This is a genomic window from Radiobacillus sp. PE A8.2, from assembly GCF_045635475.1.
Classification (GTDB): Bacteria; Bacillota; Bacilli; order Bacillales; family Amphibacillaceae; genus JBJGXI01.
Genome location: NZ_JBJGXI010000005.1, coordinates 66,953 through 85,154, shown reverse-complemented (window position 1 = coordinate 85,154; position 18,202 = coordinate 66,953). Strand labels below are relative to the sequence as shown.

Below are 18,202 nucleotides of genomic sequence, written 5' to 3'. Positions count from 1 at the left end.
TTTTTAAATAACTTCTTAAGTTTTGTAACTTTTATACTAGTTCAAACGACAATATAATATGAATGGGGGGTCTGTAATGAGGACCACTTTTCAAAATATCTACGATAACTATCATAAAGACTTATTTCAGTTTCTTGTATATATGGTGAAAGACAAACAACAAGCCGAAGATTTAATTCAAGAGGTATACATTAAAGTGCTTCAATCATACGACTCTTTTAAAGGAGAAAGTAGCGAAAAAACGTGGCTATTCTCAATTGCCAGGCATGTTGCTATTGATTTCTTCCGCAAGCAGAAGAGTAAAAGAAACAAAATTCAAGAGTATTTTGATTGGGGAGAAAAGGGGCATCTTATTACAGATGACCAGGCATTGCCAGAAGAGGTAGCTGTTTTAAATGATCAAATGAAGCTGATTTATCGTTGCTTAGATAAGTGCAGCATTGACCAAAAAAGCGTGATTATCTTACGTTATATTCAATCTTTTTCGATTCGAGAAACCGCGGATTCACTAGGCTGGACGACAAGTAAGGTGAAGACAACGCAACATCGGGCAATGAAAACATTGCAGAAGCTGTTAGAAGAAGCAGACAGAGAGGAGGGTCTTTTAAGTGAGTGATAAGTTTAATGAAGATAAAATTAAAAGCTTATTAAAAGATATGCCTCAAGTAAATGATACGTTGGATAAAGATGAGCTTTATCGCAAAGTTGCTTCCAATATAACTCCTAAAAGAGCAAGAAAACGTAAACGCACCTGGTTGATCCCTTCTTTTGCAACTGTAGCAGTTATTTGCTTGGTAGTAATTATTGCACAAAGCATGCAACCGTCTAATTTCGGGGCGTTGGATAATGGCAGGAGTCAAATGGATGAAGTTTCAGAAAATATGGAAATGGCACAACTTCCTACCGAGAATAATGAAAATCAGATAACAACAAACGAAGCTGAAGAAGGAAATAATGATATGGCTATTATGGAAAGAGCCGAAGAAGAAATCTTTACTAGTCGTGTCGTCAATGCACAAGAAAATACGACACTAATTTATGGAGCCGTATTAGATAATAATGCAAATGCTGTTATCCCGTTGACATTTGTAGTTGATAAGCTGAATGCAGATGTAGAAAGTTACTATAGCCATTTAAATGATTACATCCGAGAAGAAGAATGGGGTGTCTTCGCTTATCCATTTGAAAATATGACCTTTGATATTAACAACGATAATAATGAAGTGATGATAAATGTTCCAGAAAATTATCAATTTGGTAATGGTGGAGGAACGGTGCAAGGATTATTTGAAACTGTAATTTCAACGATGTTCTTACCATATCAATTGGATACAGCAGTAATTGATTATGCTAGCAGTACGAATCAAGAGCTTGGCATGCTCGGCAATATTGAAAGCTTTCCGTTAGAGCGCGGTGAACAACAGATTTATAAAATGTATCAATCATCAGAAAATGGAGCTTCACTTTTCGTGCCGTTTAATTTCACAGGAGATATCGTACGTGCTTTGGAAGAGATGAGGAATCCTCAGGAGGAAACAAACACTCAAGCTTCGATTCCTGCTGATTATTCGTTTTCTAGTATTCAATCAAATGGAGATGAGTTGCTTATCCAATTCGATGATCCGAGTCGGCCTCAAAATGACCAGCAAACACAAGATATGATTGAGGCTATATTATTAACTGCCAAGAGCTTTGGATTTTCATCAGTGAACATCGAGGCGGATGTAGCACAAGTTGGCATTTATCCAATGAATCAATCGATTTTTGTTCCTGATGCAGTTAACCCTGTTCATATACGATGAATTAAAAACCTCTTGAGTCGAATTGCTCAGAGGTTTTTTAAATTCGTTGCATGTTAATAGTTTTGCAGTCCACACTACAAATTTCACATATAGACTATCAAATCTAAAAAAATTTATATAGGAATAAGAGGTCCTTACGTGTTAAAATAGAAGAAACTGTCGATTAAAGTCATTATTCTTAAAGTATATAAAATAACTCTTTGTTACCGTTTACGTAACAATAATTAGGAATGATCGGATGATGGATCAACAAACATTAATAGAACAAATCTCTTCTAAAATTAAGTTAATTCGTGTCGAGCGCGGGTATACACAAGATCGGATGGCCGCTGTTCTTGGAATCTCTAAAAAAACGCTCGTACAGATTGAAAAGGGTCGAACGGAAGCAAATTGGACGACTGTAGTAGCTGTCTGTGCATTGTTTCGTAGTAGTGACCTTGTTAAGAGTTTATTAGGTGGGGATGTGCTAGAGGTTATAGAGACTGTTGCGCATCATCATGTTGATCAACAAAATGATCAATCACATAACCCTCAAGTATGGTGGACTACCATACTTGAACAAAAGGATTATCTATTGCAACAAAACGTTGTAAGCGAACATTACCGTATAATTGACCGAGAGAATAACCGATTATATAGCTGTTTAAACAAAGATGAAGCTGAAGCGAAAATGCTTAAATTATCCCATACGTTTTAATTGGGATTGCTGATCAGAGGGGATAAGGATTGCCATGAAACGCCTGATTTGCAATTTTAATTGATTTAGTAGGACAACCTTCATAAGCATCAATCATGTCTTCTTCAAGAACAGAAGGTATTTCAAGCGTTCCGGCATTGTTATCTAGCAAAGCGAAGGCAACACCTTCATCGTCGTAATCATAAATTTCTGGAGCAAATGCGCCACACGTACCACATGCGATACACGTTTCTTTATCAACAATGGTATATTTACCCATATACTAACTCCTTTTAAAAACATTCTAATTCTATTGTAAAATTATTTCCTTCGTAATTCAATGGCTAAGAGTTTCCTATTTTTAGCGGAAAGGTGTTTGATATGCTTTCATTATTGCTACTAGAGAGTATCCGGCGAATGAATAACGAACGGAGCTTGTCGGGAATCTATCATATTCTTTCTGGGAAACGTTCAGCACAAACCATTCAAGATGCACACCTATTTAACCTTGGGCAATTTTTCGGTATCGCCAAGCACATCTCAAGAGAAGCATTTGATTCGTATTTGAACAGGCTTGTGAATGAGGGATATCTCGTATTAGAAGGGGAACGTGTTTACTTGCATGAAAAAGCAAATTTGATTCTCAATAGAAGTGACAATATACAGCGACTAAATAGGTTTCAAGGTATAAAATACGATCGCATTTCGAGTAGTTTTAGTCAGCGGTTAATCTTGTTCATTCAAACGATAACCAATATAGAAGCAGGAAATCATACTTTTATACCAGTTTATGATGATCCGAAAATTCTCAATTGGGTAAAGCGACTCTACATAAAAGAAAAACATAAGGTTAAGCAATGGTTATATGAGTTGTATCTCGAAATACAGTCATTTCTCCTGTTACTTACTGACCGCGAAGCAACTATGTTCGTTGATCGATTAAGCGGATTTCATCGAATTGGGCTAAGTAAAGAACAAATAGCTAATAAGCTTCACATCGCAAAGGATGAAGTTGTATTACTAGAAACCTCCATCGTTCACCAACTGATAGATTTTATAATACATGCTGAGAACAAGACACCACGATTAGCCACTTTTCTAGATGAGACAAATGATAATTTCTATCTTTCAGAGTCAACAAATAAGACAAATCAATTGCTAGACAAAGGACTGACGGTTGATGAAATCGCGATTACAAGAGGCTTAAAGGAATCAACTATTTTTGATCATATTGTTGAAATAGCTTATGTAGATGCGCCGTTTAATATCTACCAATTTTTATCTAAAGCGAGTATTGAGGAAATTAACGAGGCGATAGCAAAGGTCCAAACATCTAAATTAAAGGATATTAAAACAATACTAAACGATCAATATAGTTATTTTGATATCCGGCTAGTTTTAGCTTGTTATCATAGCAGTAAAGAAAGGGAGTACATAAGGTGATTGATCAATTGGACGAGGCATTAAAAAAACATTATCACTTCGCCTCCTTTCGTACCGGTCAAAAAGAGATTATTGAAGACTTGGTAGAGGGAAACAATGTGCTCGGCATATTGCCTACTGGTTCAGGTAAATCGTTGTGTTATCAATTACCTGCTCGAATCACAGGTGGTACTGTTCTAGTAGTCTCGCCACTTATTTCACTAATGATTGATCAAGTAAAACAATTGAAAGCGACAGGATTTAAAGAAGTGGTTGCGATAAATAGTTTTTTAAATGCTTCACAAAAGCAACAAGTCATTAATCAAATACATGATTATAAATTAATTTACGTTTCTCCGGAGATGTTGCAAAATAAACATTTTATTAAAAAACTAATGGGAATAAATATTTCCCTATTTGTCGTTGATGAGGCACATTGTATTTCGCAGTGGGGGCATGAATTTCGTCCCGATTATTTAAAACTAGGAGAAATTATACAAAAATTAGCTCAACCAACGATCTTGGCGCTTAGTGCCACCGCTACTCCGGAGGTCCAGGAAGATATTATTCGGCAACTAGGATATCCATTTAACAAGCATATCTATCCGATGGATCGCGATAATATTGCTTTATCTGTTCAGCATATGTCACATGATAACGAAAAATTGGACTATATAGTAGATGTCCTTTCAAGCTATTCGGTCTCAACAATGATTTATTTTTCTAGTAGAAATTGGACGGAAAAAGCGGCAGCTATATTAGAGAAAGAACTTAGCCATTTACGAATTGCTTTTTATCATGGTGGGATGGAGCAAGCAGATCGAATACTGATTCAGCAGCAATATATGAACAATCAACTAGATGTTGTGTGCTGTACTAGTGCATTTGGGATGGGAATCAATAAAATGAACATTCGGCTAGTTATACATTTCCATCTTCCTACACAGATTGAGTCGTTTATTCAAGAAATCGGAAGAGCAGGCAGGGATGGAAAATCGAGTGTTAGTCTCGTGTTGTTGTCGCCATCAGATGAATTTATTCCTAAGAAATTAATTTCTATGGAATTACCAAGCAGACAATTGATCGAAACGATTGTATATTCTTTAAAGGCCAATCAAGGTAATAATTCTATCGATCCGTTACAATTACAAGCACATTTTGAATTAAATGAAATACAATGGCGTTTTCTACACTATCAATTTGAGAAATATGGTATGTTAAATGAGCTGAATATAGTTCCAAACTTTGATCAGTGGGAATCTCTCATTGAGACAATTTCAGAGCGTATTGATTACCGGAATCAATATAAATACAAGAAGTTGGCCGAACTTTTCGCTTGGGCAACAAGTAATGATGTCTGTCGACGGAGTCGTTTGTTTTCTGCCTTTCAAGACACGATTAAGGAACCGAAATACCTATGCTGTGATCGTTGTGACTTTTCTTTTACGAAATGGAATCCAGAATCTTTATCACGAAAGGAACGGTCACATAGTTGGCAGGAAACGTTAAAATTATTATTGTTACAAGGTGGTAAACATGAATTCTAGACAAGCCCAATTAGTAAAACGGATGACAGACTTAGAACTAATAAAGTCAATTATGCTATCGCAACTCGCACTATTAATAATCGGCTTTGTTGCTGGCCTGCTTCTTTTTAGTTCTTTGGGCGAGTGGTTTCAATTATTTTCGTGGAGCATAGTTGATGTTGTGATGTTAGCATTTATTCCTGCAGTGCTTATTGTCTTAACGGATATAATGATGATGCGAATGTTGCCGAAACGCATGATGGATGACGGCGGGATTAATGAGCGCATATTTAAAAATCGTAGTTTCCTGCAAATTATAACGATTTGTGTACTCGTAGCTTTTTCTGAAGAGCTTCTATTTCGCGGGGTCTTACAAACTCATCTAGGCTATATTGCTGCTAGTATTATATTCGCTCTTATTCATTTTAGATATTTGATGAAACCTGTATTATTTGTGTCCATTCTAATTTTAAGTTTTTACTTAGGTTATATTTATGAACTAACAGATAACTTAGTGGTTCCTATGATGGCCCATTTTTTTATAGATTTCTTCTTAGCCTTATATATTCGATATAATAAGTGAAGGAGATTTGGATGCTATGACTATAGATAATAATCAAGAAGTTGACGTGCTTAATCTCCCTCCGAGGACAAAAAAACACGGCAAGCGATCAAAAGCAAAAAAGGAAGATAATAAAAAACACGAGAAGTGGTTTGAAGCAGAACAGAAAAAAAATAAAAAGCACGTCAAACGTTCAAAAGTGAAACAGGATAATACAAAACGTGAAAAGCGGTCTAAAGTAGAACAGGATGAAAATCAAAGCATATATACAAGACGTGGTAAGCAACAGCATGAAGAAGACGAACAAGAAACACAGAATAGTAAAAAGGAAAGTAAAAGAAAGCTTAATTACGCAATTATTCGGTTATTATTAACTTTATTTATACTTATTGTTATTTTGTTAATTACACATCAAAAATGGGAAGCGCACGTTAACTTACCGTTTTCTAGTAAACCAACGACTACAACTGATAATCTTGCTGGTGAGCAAGTGAAAGTGCTGCCAAATAATAGCGGTAGCCATACGATTGGTCTAGAAGCGAAACCTAATGTAGCTATAGAGCCTGAGACATCGGTGGATGAAGATGAGAACGAAAATGAAGAACCGGAGCAAATCCAACCTCCTGAAGCACAGGAAGAGCCAGTAGTTAGCGGAGAGGAATCTAATCAGCCACAATATTATCAAGTAATGGAAGAAGATACACTATTTTCTATTGCGATTAAATTTTACGGAAGTAAACAAGGAATGGAAATTTTGAAAGAAGCAAATGAACTAACAAGTGATCAAGTTAATATTGGTGAAGTGTTGCTAATTCCTAAGCAGGAGCAAAAAAAGTGAATGTGGGGCGAAAAAGCCCCACCCTTAAGTAACTGAAACAAAGCCATTTAATAAACAGTTGGTTAAACCACCTCCAAACTTAGTTCTTGAACGGGTCTTTATTAATAAAATATTTTTTTGTCTCTTTCCTCCTTTAGAATTTCTGCAGCTTCTCTAAACCGCTGGGAGTGCACGATTTCTCTTTCTCTTAAAAAACGTAAAGAATCATTCAGGTCAGGGTCATCTGACACGTTAATAATCCATTGATAGGTAGCTCTTGCTTTTTCTTCAGCAGCAATATCCTCATAAATATCAGCAATCGGGTCCCCTTTTGCTTGAATATAAGCAGCTGTCCATGGTGCACCAGCAGCATTATGATAAAACAGTGCTTTGTCATGGTTGACGTAATGAGGTGCAATGCCAGCTTCCTTTAATTGCTCTGGCGTCGCATCTTTTGTTAGCTTATAGATCATTGTGGCGATCATTTCCAGATGGGCGAATTCTTCCGTTCCAATATCATTTAAAAGGCCAATTACTTTTCCAGGGATTGTGTACCTTTGATTCAAGTACCGCAAAGCTGCCGATAGCTCACCATCAGCTCCGCCGTATTGTTCAATTAGATATTTAGCTAATCTTGGGTTACACTCACGCACCTTTACAGGGTATTGTAGTTTTTTCTCGTAATACCACATAACCTAAGAACCTCCTTTTTACACTTGCCAAGGCCAGGGCTGGTCATCCCAATTCCAAGGGTAGTTGGAATAGCTTCTGCCAAAGTGCATTAATGGACCGAACTTTTTTTCGAACTGTTTCTTTAACTGTTTACTTTCATGTGTAAACGTGTTGAATTGCTGTATTGCTTCGTAATCCTCTGGGTGTGTATCTAAATACAAATTTAACTCTACCAAAACAAAATCGACCGCTTGAATTTGTTCCAACAATTGATAATACTCCGGCGGCATAGGGGCTGGTTTACTCAAGTTCATCACCTCTTGGTTCTTTCTTGTCGTATCTACTGTACAAGGCCGGCCATAAGGTGCCATGGAATAACGCTTCTTTTGCAGTTTCAAATTGTGGTAAATTAGGTGGTTGGAATCCTAAATAAAGGTTTGGTGGTGTCACATAGCTTTTAGGCACAATTGGCTTACATGGGTCGAAGGGACTGACATATGGATAATAATATTTTGTATATGTGTGGGAACCCACTTAACGTCCTCCTTTCTAATCGACAAAATGTCTTCCCTTGAATCTATGAAACGACAACTTGTCTCATGCACTTTTTGTTTCCAGTAAGCAGGAATTTATTTGTAAATGTAGAATAATTATTTATGAAGACATAGGAGAGGTGAACAGATATGTTTGTGAAAAGTACAATGATGCCACACTATCAATGTAAGACCGCAGCACCGAATGAATCTTTAGAAATAGCACTGGCTAAATTAGAGGAGCACGATTTTCAAGCAATGCCAGTCGTTGAAGGTGAATTATTTAGAGGAATGATCTCTAAGCAAATTATTTATCGTTCATTTTATTACAGCAACATGAATAAAGATGAATTTCTATCTAGTAATACTGTTAGTGATGTAATGACCAATGATGAATTATATATTGGACAGGATGATGTGTTCGAAAAAACATTTACATCGTTTAAAGATTTTCCGATTGTAGCAGTTGTTGGTGAAAACCGTAAATTTATAGGGATTGTTACAAGATATGATGTGTTGGAACAATTTGAAAGTGCATTTGGTACAAGAAAGAAAGGGGTACGTATTGCATTTACTTCTATAGAATCAACAGGACGCTTTGCTCGTCTTGCTGATATTATTAAACAGATTCAAGGTAATATAATTTCAATCACAACATTTGATGAGACAGATAATCTGACTCGGCGAATTGTATTAAAAATTGATCATGTTGATAATAAAGAGAAACTTGCAAACAAATTGGAAAAATCAGGATTTAGAGTGTTAGATATAACGGAAATGTAGTACGATTTAACACGGAGTCAATTTTATACTTTATAAGCCGTTTGCAACGACATATAGTTTGGGGGCGGTTGACTCAAACTTATGTCGTTTTTGAATGGCAATTAATTGATTTATTAGAAGTGGATTAAGACCTTATAAACATACTTGTGATTTTGGGGGTGTTTTTTATCTGCTTACTTTCATATAGATATAATAAAAAGCGTTATACTTTCTTAACAAGGAGTAATAGTTACAGTTTTTTCTAATCAATATAGATATGGTATGATCACATTATTGTAGCATCAAAGTGAAACTCGTTGTGAAGGGAAGAAAATAGTTTGATTGCTTATTTTATAATCTTTGTTTTGTTATGTATAACAGTCCTAATTTACATGTACTATAAAGCAAATCATGATACGATTGATTACAAAAGCATTTCTTTAGAAAAGCACGAGGAATCAAGCGAACCATGGACACTCTTTTTTATTTCTGATGTTCATACAAGATTAATAAAAACATCGACATTAGAATGCATTAAGGAGAAGGTAGATGTCGTTGTTATCGGTGGAGATCTAGTAGAAAAAGGCGTATCGCTTAAACAAGTACAAAAGAATATAAACATTCTTAAATCTTTTGGTGCTCCTATCTATTTTGTGTGGGGGAACAACGACTATGAACTAGATGTACTAGAATTAACAAAACAGTTGGAAAGCCAAGGTGTCCATATATTAAAAAACAGCGCTGATAACTTTGTGCACAATAAGCAGGTAATTAGTTTTATTGGTTTAGATTGTTGTAAAATGAGAGAAGCTAAATTTATTGAAGGTATAGAGCATGCAAATGGTCACATAAAGATACTAATCACTCATCATCCAAAAGCTTTTTTCGAGTTGTCAGCTAGTGAAATTGAGGATATTGACTTTGCTCTAAGTGGACACACACATGGAGGTCAAATAAGGTTTTTTGGAATTGGACCTTATTCAAGAGGTGGGTATAAAAAGCATTTCGAAAAAACAATGCTCATAAGCGAAGGGTATGGATATACAAAATTACCGTTACGCTTAGGGACAAATGCGGAGTGCCATGTAATAACTTTTGAATAATCTTTAAAATCATGTGCCATTCCTACGATTTGCTACATAGATTAATATTAACAAGTGGGGAAACCTGCGAGGAGGTAATGTTCATGCGATTGGAGAGGCTTTCTACTAATCAATTTAAGATCTTTTTAACTTTTGATGATTTGATTGAACGTGGTTTAACGAAAGAAGATCTTTGGCATGATTTACCAAGAGTTCATCAGTTGTTTCATGACATGATGTATGAAGCTAGTGATGAGTTAGGATTCGAGCTCGAAGGAATGCTTCTCGTTCAAGTTTACCTACTCCAAGCTCAGGGTATGTTAGTAATTGTTACACAAAATGATCAACAATTGGAAGACATTGATGAGGATTATGTAGAAATGAAAGTAACACTTGACGAGAGTAGAGAGCTAATTTTTTCTTTTTTTGATTTCGAAAACATTATTGACGTATGTACACATCTTCACAATCTAGGAATGGATGGCGGTACGATTTATCATATGGATGATCGCTATTATATGTTATTTGATGATAACGAGGTAGATGGCCAAAATCGAGAGCATATCATTGCAATCATGTCCGAATTTTCGTCGCCGAGTATCATTACTTCTTATCGACTTAGTGAATACGGTAAAGTAATCATTCATAGTGATGCAGTGACACAAGTCGTAGAATACTTTGTAAACAAGTGAATGAGATACATCATTAGGAAGGGCTGAATTCACTGTGATTAGCTACTTCTATATGGATAAGATTGTGTACCTAAGGAAACATAGTATAAAAATACAGTCAACATAAAGAGGGTTTACCTTTTTACATACTGACTGTTTTTTATTGCATAGGAAACTGAAAATTTCCTTTCTAGTGGTTAACTTTTATATGAAAGTTAGCCACTGTAGGGCACCGTTTCCTGCGGTGTTGTTTCATGATAACAAATTAACAAAAAACATAGAGTTTTGATTGCATAATCTGGTTTAACGTGTATATAATGTTTTGAAAGAATTTGGTAACCGTTAAAAGAAGTAACTCATTTTTCTGGGAGGTAAATTCATGGTAACCGATAAAGCATCGGATGCGCAAAATGATAAATTGAACGTATTAAAATCAACGCAAACAGTCGTACAAATAGCGTTAGAAAAACTTGGTTATCCAGATGAAGTATTTGAATTGTTAAAAGAACCGATACGGATGATGACAGTTCGAATTCCTGTCCGTATGGATAATGATGCTGTAAAAATTTTTACTGGATATCGTGCCCAACATAATGATGCAGTAGGTCCAACAAAGGGTGGCGTTCGCTTCCATCCAAACGTATCCGAGAACGAGGTAAAAGCACTGTCTATTTGGATGAGTTTAAAAGCAGGAATTGTTGATCTACCTTATGGTGGTGGTAAAGGTGGCATTGTTTGTGATCCGCGTGAAATGTCATTTCGTGAACTGGAAGGTCTAAGTCGTGGATATGTTCGAGCGATCAGTCAAATTGTTGGTCCGACGAAGGATATTCCAGCACCTGATGTTTTTACTAATCCACAAATTATGGCATGGATGATGGATGAATATAGTCGTATTGACGAATTTAATAATCCAGGATTTATCACCGGTAAACCGCTTGTGCTTGGAGGTTCTCATGGGAGAGAATCTGCAACTGCTAAAGGTGTTACCATCTGTATTGATGAAGCGATCAAGAAACAAGGCATGGAGCTTAAAGGAGCAAGAGTGGTCATTCAAGGATTCGGTAATGCAGGTAGCTTTTTAGCAAAATTCATGCATGATGCTGGTGCTAAAGTTATCGGGATTTCTGATGCCTATGGTGGTTTACATGATCCTGATGGCTTAGATATCGATTACTTGTTAGATCGACGTGATAGCTTTGGAACAGTCACTAAGTTGTTTAACGATACGATTACAAACGAAGAGCTATTAGAGTTAGATTGTGATATTCTTGTTCCGGCAGCCGTTGAGAACCAAATCACAGAGGATAATGCGGATAAAGTTCGTGCATCTATCGTAGTGGAAGCGGCAAATGGACCAACAACGTTAGCTGCGACTAAAATTCTAAATGATAAAGGTACGTTACTCGTTCCCGATGTATTAGCATCAGCGGGCGGTGTAACGGTGTCTTATTTTGAGTGGGTACAAAATAATCAAGGTTATTATTGGTCAGAGGAAGAGATAGAAGAAAAGCTTTATAAAGTAATGACAAAGGCTTTCAATACCGTATACAATACTGCACAAACTCGCCGTGTAGATATGCGACTGGCTGCATACATGGTAGGAGTAAGAAAAATGGCAGAGGCAGCTCGTTTCAGAGGCTGGATCTAATATAAACATGGTTACAAGCGCTTATCCGTAGATAAGTGCTTTATGTTTTTATATAGCTACTTTTATACTATAATAATGAGATGGAAAGGCTTATCGTTTGTGGAAAGGAATGTTTTTAGCATGCAGAAAGAGCATACGATTATTGTAGGGGCGGGGCCATGTGGTATGTCAGCTGCCATTGAATTACAAAAAATGGGTATTCAACCTTTGCTGATAGAAAAAGGGAATGTCGTAAATTCCATTTATCATTATCCAACACATCAAACGTTTTTTAGTTCAAGTGAAAAGCTAGAAATCGGAGATGTTGCATTTATTACAGAAAAGAAGAAACCGGTAAGAAACCAAGCATTAGCTTATTATCGTACTGTCGCCGCTCGTAAGCAATTAAGGATCAACAGCTTTGAACGGGTCGAATCGGTAAATAAACAAAACAATCACTTTGTTATCACAACAAAGAATCATTTCAATGAAAATAAACAGTATGAAGCAAATAATGTTATTGTCGCGACTGGTTATTATGACCATCCGAATCGACTAGGTATAAAAGGGGAGCAACTGAGCAAAGTGCATCACTATTTTAAAGAAGCACATCCCTATTTTGACAAAGATGTTGTTGTGATTGGCGGCAAAAACTCTGCTGTTGATGCGACACTTGAATTACATAAAGCAGGAGCAAGAATTACGGTTCTTTACCGTGGTGGGGATTATTCAAAAAGTGTAAAACCGTGGATCTTACCAGAATTTGAAGCGTTAGCTAGAAAAGAGCTAATCAACATGGAGTTTAATGCAAACTTATTAGAAATAACGGAGGATGCTGTAGTCTATCAAGTCAATGGTGAGAAAAAGCAAGTTAAAAATGACTTTGTGTTTGCGATGATCGGCTATCATCCAGATCATAACTTTTTAACTGGTATGGGTGTGACTTTTGATAACATAACAGGTCGACCTTCTTATAATGAGCAAACGATGGAAACGAATATTGAAAATATTTATGTAGCTGGTGTGATTGCGGCAGGGTATGATAACAATGGGATCTTTATAGAAAATGGCCGCTTTCATGGAGGACTGATTGCTGATTGTATAGCATCAAAAAATAACTAATTAAAAATCCTTTGCTGGGAAGCAAAGGATTTTTTTGGCTCATCTCGTAAAGTTTGTTGCTTTATAAACTTCATGATTGAAAAAATATGCGTCGTAACTTGAGAGTGTGCTTATACCCGCTCCGGAAATCCACTTCGCTTTCCGCGGGGGGCTAGTAAGCCTCCTCACGCTATCGCGCCTGCGGGGTCTCACTTACGCCGTTTCTTAAGGATTACAGGCTAAAACCGTCCTTGTCGGGCCACAGGAGTCGAAATGGATTTCCTCCGCTGCTAACGAGATTGCTCTTTACGTTGGGTGATTGGAGCTCCAGGCAGTCGATCCTCGAAAATGAAAATCGCATTTTCTTCGTGCGGTGTAATTCGGGGAAGATAATTCAAAGTCCTGCGGGACAGCACTAGCTAAAGCCACTCAGAAGCGCACTTTGGGACAGAAATTACTCGGCCCATCGAAAACATTTGCTTCTGAGTTAGCTGAACCCGTGCCTGTTTAAAGAAAAACGCTTTAAACTAGTGGAAAGCGACTGCCTGGAGCGGAAATCACGTGCACTAAGTTACTAGGGAGTTTAGCTGTTTTCAGTAACAACATCTTTTTAGAAATCGACCTAAATTTACTTAACGGTCGAACATCGGTGCGAGCTCACATGGCGTATTAGTGATTTCTAAGGCAATTAGAAGTTTAATTCTTGCTTTTGGTCCAGACAAGCCTTTGGCAAAGATTACTCCTAACTTCTTTAACTGCCCGCCGCCTCCTTCATATGAATAAGTCGGCTGCACAACTCCTTGATAGCACCTTGATACCATGACGATTGGAATGCCTTGTTGAATCATTTCTTCGATGGCACTAACTGCGTCTTGCGGAATGTTTCCTTGTCCCAGCCCTTCTAGTACTAATCCGTCTATCCCAGAATTGTATAGTGCTTGAATAAACGAAGCATCCATACCTGCGTAAGCCTTTAATAAGGCAACTTTTTTACTTACTTGCTGGATTGGAAACGATTCGTCACTAACCGTTAATTGATGAAAATAAACTGCTTGCTTTGTGATGATTCCAATTGGTCCTAATTGCGGACTCTGAAAGGTTGCTACATTACTTGTCGAGGTTTTTGTTACATATCTGGCCGTATGAATTTCATCATTCATGACGACAAGTACACCTTTCCCCTTTGCCTCGTCAGAACTTGCCACACGGATCGAACTAATTAAATTGTACAATCCATCCGAACCAAGTTCATTACTTGAACGCATTGCCCCAGTTATCACAACAGGAAGGCTTGTTTGTAAATACAAATCAAGAAAATAAGCAGTTTCTTCTAATGTATCGGTTCCGTGTGTAATAACGACACCATGGTAAGTGTTGGTTGCTAGTTTTTCGTGTACTTTCTGTCCCAGAGCTAACATATGCGTCGGAGTCATATGTGGAGATGGAATATTGAATAATTGCACTTCTTCAATTTCTGCAGCGTCTGTAACCATTGCTGTAATATCAACGAGTGGATGTGCATCTGTTGTTGATACTAAGCCAGTTTGTTTGTCCTCGACCATCGAAATTGTTCCGCCTGTATGTAGTAATAATATTTTTTTCAAAAAAGTTACACCTACTTTTTATTATCTATTTTCTTTCTTATTACTTCATGATACGATAAAAGTAATTATGTGGAAAGTAGGTGTCGTTATGTTTGCTGTCCTCTCAGCAGGGATTGCACCGACACTCGCCCTGATGACATTTTTTTATTTGAAGGAACGTTTTGATTCCGAGCCAATCTCCACGGTGCTTCGGACATTTTGTTATGGTGCCCTTCTTGTTTTTCCAATCATGTTTATTCAATATGCATTTGCAGAAGAGGGGATTGGTCAATCTCCTTTTATAAACTCGTTTTTGATTATAGGCTTGTTAGAGGAATTCTTTAAATGGTTTATTTTAGTATACACAATTTATAAATATACGACCTTTAAATCTTTGTATGATGGGATCTTGTATGGTGTGTCAATTAGTCTTGGCTTTGCGACAATTGAAAACCTATTATACTTGCTTTCAAACGGAATAGAATATGCATTTGGTAGAGCGATTTTTCCTGTATCCTCTCATGCACTTTTTGGTGTAATTATGGGATATTACCTAGGAAAGGCTAAGGTTCAAAAAAAATACCGAACACTGTATATCGCGATGGCGCTATTCATCCCTATTGGCCTACATGGCACATATGACTATATACTAGAGATCATTCCTACCCATTGGATATATGTACTTGTCCCATTTATGATTTTTTTATGGGTCTTGGGTTTACGAAAAGTGAAAATTGCTTCTCAGCATTCACCGGAAAATGTGATACTAATGACTAACAACAAATCACAAGCACAATAAAATAAAAATTTACGACCACTGTCTATTAATTAGATAGTGGTTTTTCTTTGTGTATCAAAAGATTGCTCAGATGACTTTCATAAGTAGGTTAGTTAATATCTCTGGCGACCGGTACTTTTGTTTTTTATCGTGATATAAATCACTGATCATGTATAAAAAGGATAATCATTCAAAAAATAGGCTTAGAAAATAGTTATCTTAAATTGCTCCATAGGAGGAAAACAAATGCACATCAGAAAAATTATCATTCTTTTTATTCTTGCTCTCTGCATTGTAGGAGGATTCGCTATATCAAATTCTGATCAATCAGCGGAAGCATTTAGTAATCAGACAATCCAACATGGTGCTGTTGGATCAGATGTTATTGAATTACAAGCAAGACTACAATACTTAGGATTTTACAATGGAAAAATAGATGGGGTCTTTGGTTGGGGAACGTACTGGGCGCTCCGTAATTTTCAATATGAATTTGGATTAGATATTGACGGACTTGCAGGCCCAACTACAAAGCAAAAACTTGCAGATGCGAGCGAGTATGATCGAGAGTATGTACAACAGCAAGTGAATCAAGGCAAGGATTTCACCTATTATGGTGGTGTCCCAAAGGAACAACAAGTGAAACAAGACGGAAACAAAAAAAGTGCTAGCAACAACGATTCCGGAAATACAGGAAATCAAAACGCTGGTAATGATCAAAATCAAACCGAAACAAAACCAACTGCAGTCAATGTACCGAGTGGTTATTCTCAAAATGATATTCAGTTGATGGCAAATGCCGTTTATGGGGAATCACGTGGTGAACCATACGAAGGGATGGTTGCTGTAGCAGCCGTGATTTTAAACCGTGTAGAAAGTCCGTCATTCCCTAATACAATATCAGGTGTGATATTTGAACCAAGAGCATTCACAGCAGTTGCGGATGGACAAATTTGGCTAACGCCTAACGAAGAAGCTAAACAAGCCGTATTAGATGCAATTAATGGCTGGGATCCTACAGGAGATGCGATTTATTATTTTAATCCAAACACAGCAACATCGAGCTGGATATGGTCTCGACCACAAATAAAGCGGATTGGTGAACATATATTCTGTATGTAAGAAAGGTGGAAAAACATGATAAGGTGGATCACGATCGTTGTGTTAGCTATTGGGGTAATCGCGACAGGGATATGGGGGTACCAGGAGCATCAAGAGAAGAATGCAATTTTGATTCAAGCGGAAAATAATTATCAAAGTTCTTTTCATGATTTAGCATACCATATGGACCTGTTGCACGATAAGATTGGGACAACACTCGCAATGAATACGAGAGAGCGGCTATCTCCACAATTAGCGGAGATTTGGCGCCTAACATCTGAGGCACATACCGATGTTGGCCAGTTGCCACTTGCTTTACTTCCGTTTAATAAAACGGAGGAATTTTTATCAAATATTGGAGAATTTAGCTACCGGACAGCTGTTCGTGATTTGGGTAGTGAGCCTCTATCAGAGGAAGAGCTTACCACTTTAAAAGAACTGTACAAACAATCGGCTAGTATTGAACAAGAGCTTCGAAAAGTACAGCATTTAGTACTCGAGAATAACTTGCGCTGGATGGATGTACAACTTGCGTTAGTTAATAATGATACACAAGCAGATAACACGATTATAGATGGTTTTCAGACGGTTGAAGAAACGGTAGCAGGCTTTTCGGAGGCTAATTTTGGTCCGAGTCTAACTGGTACATCAAGAGAAAACCATCCGTATCAGTTTATTAATGGAGAAGAAGTAAGTGAAGAAGAAGCTACAAAGTTGGCAAAAGAGATGTTTGATCTAGAAGAAAACATCGATATCACGATTGCAAAATCTGGCGAGGGTGCCGAAGTTGCTGTATATAGTGCATCCTTCAACAACGATGATAAGCATGGCTATTTGGATATGTCGGTAAAGGGTGGTCATTTGTTGTCACAGATCGTTAATCGAGAAGTGGGAGAGCAAAAGCTTAGTTTAAATGAAGCGGTAGAAGCAGCCAAAAAATACTTAACTGACCATGATTTTGACAATATGGAGCTGTTCCAAAGCAATCAATACGACAATGTTGGTGTGTTTAACTTTATATATAATCAAGATGATGTGATGATCTATCCGGATGCAATTCAAATGAAGGTTGCACTCGATGATGGATCGGTGCTCGGTTTTTCAGCTAAAGATTACTACCGAAATCACGAGGAACGTAAATTACCTGATCCAGAACTTAGCTTAGAGGAAGCGAAGGATAAGGTTAATCCGAATGTTGAAATTCAGGATCAGTATCTAGCGGTCATCGAGAATGATTTAGGGGATGAAGTGCTAACGTACACCTTCCTAGGAACATTAGGTGATGACACGTACCGAATCTTTATTGATGCAGCTACAGGTATAGAAGTGCAAGTTGAAAAGTTGAAAGTCGCCGAACAAAGATTTAAAAACGACGCTTAATTTGAGAAGGAAGGGACTAGGATTCCCTTCCTTTTTTAGTTGGTAAAGGAGGGGATGTGGTGGTGTAACACGGTCGCGAGAAATCTTATCTGTGACAAATGGAGTGT

The 18,202-nt window shown here is 37.2% G+C and carries 20 protein-coding genes; 15 read left to right on the top strand and 5 right to left on the bottom strand.

What is annotated here, in order from left to right:
- Window positions 1-76: 76 nt before the first annotated feature.
- From sigX to ACI6MV_RS04415, 3 genes are all read left to right on the top strand, one after another.
- On the top strand, window positions 77-616 hold the full coding sequence (sigX, locus tag ACI6MV_RS04425; protein WP_407268733.1) for an RNA polymerase sigma factor SigX: 540 nt from the start codon (window positions 77-79) through the stop codon (window positions 614-616).
- On the top strand, window positions 609-1,802 hold the full coding sequence (locus ACI6MV_RS04420) for a hypothetical protein (RefSeq protein WP_407268732.1): 1,194 nt from the start codon (window positions 609-611) through the stop codon (window positions 1,800-1,802). The genes sigX and ACI6MV_RS04420 overlap by 8 nt, the downstream gene beginning before the upstream one ends.
- A 241-nt stretch (window positions 1,803-2,043) precedes the next feature.
- Window positions 2,044-2,499 carry a helix-turn-helix transcriptional regulator gene (locus ACI6MV_RS04415; protein ID WP_407268863.1) on the top strand — a complete coding sequence of 152 codons (456 nt, stop codon included), beginning with the start codon at window positions 2,044-2,046 and terminating at the stop codon, window positions 2,497-2,499.
- Between the two features lie 13 nt (window positions 2,500-2,512).
- Here ACI6MV_RS04415 and ACI6MV_RS04410 read toward each other — a convergent pair whose 3' ends face one another.
- Window positions 2,513-2,758 (bottom strand): ferredoxin, encoded by a 246-nt coding sequence (locus ACI6MV_RS04410; protein WP_407268731.1) that lies wholly within the window; start codon window positions 2,756-2,758, stop codon window positions 2,513-2,515.
- A 137-nt stretch (window positions 2,759-2,895) separates the two neighbouring features.
- Between ACI6MV_RS04410 and ACI6MV_RS04405 the strand changes: the two genes are divergently transcribed.
- Genes ACI6MV_RS04405 through ACI6MV_RS04390 form a run of 4 tightly spaced genes read left to right on the top strand, consistent with a single transcriptional unit; the run spans window position 2,896 to window position 6,826 of the window.
- Window positions 2,896-3,921 (top strand): YpbB family protein, encoded by a 1,026-nt coding sequence (locus tag ACI6MV_RS04405; protein ID WP_407268730.1) that lies wholly within the window; start codon window positions 2,896-2,898, stop codon window positions 3,919-3,921.
- Window positions 3,918-5,447 (top strand): RecQ family ATP-dependent DNA helicase, encoded by a 1,530-nt coding sequence (locus ACI6MV_RS04400; protein ID WP_407268729.1) that lies wholly within the window; start codon window positions 3,918-3,920, stop codon window positions 5,445-5,447. Before ACI6MV_RS04405 ends, ACI6MV_RS04400 begins: the two co-directional genes overlap by 4 nt.
- Window positions 5,437-6,009: a CPBP family intramembrane glutamic endopeptidase gene (locus tag ACI6MV_RS04395; RefSeq protein ID WP_407268728.1), complete on the top strand. Its 573-nt coding sequence runs from the start codon at window positions 5,437-5,439 to the stop codon at window positions 6,007-6,009. Before ACI6MV_RS04400 ends, ACI6MV_RS04395 begins: the two co-directional genes overlap by 11 nt.
- A 16-nt stretch (window positions 6,010-6,025) precedes the next feature.
- Window positions 6,026-6,826 carry a LysM peptidoglycan-binding domain-containing protein gene (locus tag ACI6MV_RS04390; RefSeq protein WP_407268727.1) on the top strand — a complete coding sequence of 267 codons (801 nt, stop codon included), beginning with the start codon at window positions 6,026-6,028 and terminating at the stop codon, window positions 6,824-6,826.
- Between the two features lie 101 nt (window positions 6,827-6,927).
- Here the strand turns inward: ACI6MV_RS04390 and ACI6MV_RS04385 are convergent, their stop codons facing one another.
- Genes ACI6MV_RS04385 through ACI6MV_RS04375 form a run of 3 tightly spaced genes read right to left on the bottom strand, consistent with a single transcriptional unit; the run spans window position 6,928 to window position 8,011 of the window.
- The gene (locus ACI6MV_RS04385; protein WP_407268726.1) at window positions 6,928-7,497 is read right to left on the bottom strand and encodes a manganese catalase family protein; all 570 of its coding nucleotides are present in this window, start codon (window positions 7,495-7,497) and stop codon (window positions 6,928-6,930) included.
- Between the two features lie 18 nt (window positions 7,498-7,515).
- The gene (locus tag ACI6MV_RS04380) at window positions 7,516-7,767 is read right to left on the bottom strand and encodes a spore coat protein CotJB (protein WP_407268861.1); all 252 of its coding nucleotides are present in this window, start codon (window positions 7,765-7,767) and stop codon (window positions 7,516-7,518) included.
- Window positions 7,768-7,777: 10 nt separating this feature from the next.
- The gene (locus ACI6MV_RS04375) at window positions 7,778-8,011 is read right to left on the bottom strand and encodes a spore coat associated protein CotJA (protein ID WP_407268725.1); all 234 of its coding nucleotides are present in this window, start codon (window positions 8,009-8,011) and stop codon (window positions 7,778-7,780) included.
- Between the two features lie 149 nt (window positions 8,012-8,160).
- On the opposite strand from ACI6MV_RS04375, the gene ACI6MV_RS04370 reads away from it, so the two are divergent.
- The 5 genes from ACI6MV_RS04370 to ACI6MV_RS04350 all read left to right on the top strand — a co-directional run bounded on the left by ACI6MV_RS04370 (window position 8,161) and on the right by ACI6MV_RS04350 (window position 13,277).
- Entirely contained in the window at window positions 8,161-8,793 is a 633-nt protein-coding gene (locus ACI6MV_RS04370; protein ID WP_407268724.1) for a CBS domain-containing protein, read from the top strand.
- A gap of 344 nt (window positions 8,794-9,137) precedes the next feature.
- On the top strand, window positions 9,138-9,875 hold the full coding sequence (locus ACI6MV_RS04365; RefSeq protein ID WP_407268723.1) for a metallophosphoesterase: 738 nt from the start codon (window positions 9,138-9,140) through the stop codon (window positions 9,873-9,875).
- Between the two features lie 83 nt (window positions 9,876-9,958).
- On the top strand, window positions 9,959-10,546 hold the full coding sequence (locus tag ACI6MV_RS04360) for a genetic competence negative regulator (RefSeq protein ID WP_407268722.1): 588 nt from the start codon (window positions 9,959-9,961) through the stop codon (window positions 10,544-10,546).
- A gap of 358 nt (window positions 10,547-10,904) precedes the next feature.
- Window positions 10,905-12,176, top strand: coding sequence for a Glu/Leu/Phe/Val family dehydrogenase (locus ACI6MV_RS04355; protein WP_407268721.1), 1,272 nt, complete (start codon window positions 10,905-10,907; stop codon window positions 12,174-12,176).
- Window positions 12,177-12,296: 120 nt separating this feature from the next.
- A complete protein-coding gene (locus ACI6MV_RS04350) occupies window positions 12,297-13,277 on the top strand; it encodes a YpdA family putative bacillithiol disulfide reductase (RefSeq protein WP_407268720.1) in 981 nt (326 codons plus the stop codon).
- Between the two features lie 611 nt (window positions 13,278-13,888).
- Here the strand turns inward: ACI6MV_RS04350 and ACI6MV_RS04345 are convergent.
- Entirely contained in the window at window positions 13,889-14,860 is a 972-nt protein-coding gene (locus tag ACI6MV_RS04345; RefSeq protein WP_407268719.1) for an asparaginase, read from the bottom strand.
- Between the two features lie 88 nt (window positions 14,861-14,948).
- Between ACI6MV_RS04345 and prsW the strand changes: the two genes are divergently transcribed.
- The 3 genes from prsW to ypeB all read left to right on the top strand — a co-directional run bounded on the left by prsW (window position 14,949) and on the right by ypeB (window position 18,095).
- Window positions 14,949-15,638 (top strand): glutamic-type intramembrane protease PrsW, encoded by a 690-nt coding sequence (gene prsW / locus ACI6MV_RS04340; RefSeq protein WP_407268718.1) that lies wholly within the window; start codon window positions 14,949-14,951, stop codon window positions 15,636-15,638.
- A gap of 225 nt (window positions 15,639-15,863) precedes the next feature.
- On the top strand, window positions 15,864-16,736 hold the full coding sequence (gene sleB / locus ACI6MV_RS04335) for a spore cortex-lytic enzyme (RefSeq protein ID WP_407268717.1): 873 nt from the start codon (window positions 15,864-15,866) through the stop codon (window positions 16,734-16,736).
- Between the two features lie 15 nt (window positions 16,737-16,751).
- A complete protein-coding gene (ypeB, locus tag ACI6MV_RS04330) occupies window positions 16,752-18,095 on the top strand; it encodes a germination protein YpeB (protein WP_407268716.1) in 1,344 nt (447 codons plus the stop codon).
- Window positions 18,096-18,202 lie beyond the last annotated feature (107 nt).

Excerpts from the sequence above, each read along its gene's own strand:
- ACI6MV_RS04395 (WP_407268728.1), top strand. The coding sequence starts at position 5,437 with ATGAATTCTAGACAAGCCCAATTAGTAAAACGGATGACAGACTTAGAA.
- ACI6MV_RS04385 (WP_407268726.1), bottom strand. The coding sequence starts at position 7,497 with ATGTGGTATTACGAGAAAAAACTACAATACCCTGTAAAGGTGCGTGAG.
- ACI6MV_RS04370 (WP_407268724.1), top strand. The coding sequence starts at position 8,161 with ATGTTTGTGAAAAGTACAATGATGCCACACTATCAATGTAAGACCGCA.
- ACI6MV_RS04410 (WP_407268731.1), bottom strand. The coding sequence starts at position 2,758 with ATGGGTAAATATACCATTGTTGATAAAGAAACGTGTATCGCATGTGGT.
- ACI6MV_RS04360 (WP_407268722.1), top strand. The coding sequence starts at position 9,959 with ATGCGATTGGAGAGGCTTTCTACTAATCAATTTAAGATCTTTTTAACT.
- ACI6MV_RS04390 (WP_407268727.1), top strand. The coding sequence starts at position 6,026 with ATGACTATAGATAATAATCAAGAAGTTGACGTGCTTAATCTCCCTCCG.
- prsW (WP_407268718.1), top strand. The coding sequence starts at position 14,949 with ATGTTTGCTGTCCTCTCAGCAGGGATTGCACCGACACTCGCCCTGATG.
- ACI6MV_RS04380 (WP_407268861.1), bottom strand. The coding sequence starts at position 7,767 with ATGCCGCCGGAGTATTATCAATTGTTGGAACAAATTCAAGCGGTCGAT.
- sigX (WP_407268733.1), top strand. The coding sequence starts at position 77 with ATGAGGACCACTTTTCAAAATATCTACGATAACTATCATAAAGACTTA.
- ypeB (WP_407268716.1), top strand. The coding sequence starts at position 16,752 with ATGATAAGGTGGATCACGATCGTTGTGTTAGCTATTGGGGTAATCGCG.
- sleB (WP_407268717.1), top strand. The coding sequence starts at position 15,864 with ATGCACATCAGAAAAATTATCATTCTTTTTATTCTTGCTCTCTGCATT.
- ACI6MV_RS04350 (WP_407268720.1), top strand. The coding sequence starts at position 12,297 with ATGCAGAAAGAGCATACGATTATTGTAGGGGCGGGGCCATGTGGTATG.
- ACI6MV_RS04355 (WP_407268721.1), top strand. The coding sequence starts at position 10,905 with ATGGTAACCGATAAAGCATCGGATGCGCAAAATGATAAATTGAACGTA.
- ACI6MV_RS04405 (WP_407268730.1), top strand. The coding sequence starts at position 2,896 with ATGAATAACGAACGGAGCTTGTCGGGAATCTATCATATTCTTTCTGGG.
- ACI6MV_RS04415 (WP_407268863.1), top strand. The coding sequence starts at position 2,044 with ATGGATCAACAAACATTAATAGAACAAATCTCTTCTAAAATTAAGTTA.